Source organism: Mesorhizobium sp. M7A.F.Ca.CA.002.05.1.1 (genome assembly GCF_003998335.1).
Taxonomy (GTDB): domain Bacteria; phylum Pseudomonadota; class Alphaproteobacteria; order Rhizobiales; family Rhizobiaceae; genus Mesorhizobium.
This window is the reverse complement of the sequence record NZ_RZQI01001569.1, coordinates 1-594: the sequence shown is the minus strand read 5'-3', so window position 1 is coordinate 594 and position 594 is coordinate 1. Positions and strand designations below refer to the sequence as shown.

General features: G+C 66.3%; 1 protein-coding gene. It reads right to left on the bottom strand.

All coding sequences use genetic code 11. The features are described 5' to 3' along the window. Nucleotides 1–594: MutS-related protein (locus EN939_RS37085; protein WP_442919605.1), on the bottom strand; the 594-nt coding region annotated here is incomplete at both ends.

Sequence of the window (594 nt, the reverse complement as noted above, 5' to 3'; positions counted from 1 at the left end):
GAACAGCCGGTCGACGACGCCGATATGGGCCGATGTCGCCGGCACGAAGGAGCCGGTCTGGGCCAGGATGGCGATCAGTGCGTTCTGCCGCAGGAACGTCGACTTGCCGCCCATGTTCGGGCCGGTCAGGAGCCAGATCGCACCGTTCTTGGCGCTGCCCTCCGGCGACAGGTCGCAATCATTGGCGACGAACGGGCCATCGCCGGAACGGCGAAGCGCTTGTTCGACCACGGGATGCCGCCCCCCCGCAATTTCGAAGGCGAGGCTCGAATCCACCACTGGTCGGCACCAGGCTTCGCTTTCCGAAAGCAGCGCGAGCGCCGCCGAGACATCGAGCACAGCCAGCGCATCGGCACCGGCGCGGATCTTCTCCGCCTCGCCGACCGCTTCCGCCGTCAGCGCGTCGAAGGCGGCCAGTTCGATGTTGAGCGCCCGGTCGGCGGCATTGGCGATCTTGGTCTCGAGTTCGGCAAGCTCGGTCGTGGTAAAGCGCATGGCGTTGGCCATGGTCTGACGGTGGATGAAGCGCGCCTTGGCGCCGTCGCTGCCGGTCATCACCGCATGATGGTTGGCGGTCACCTCGATATAGTAGCC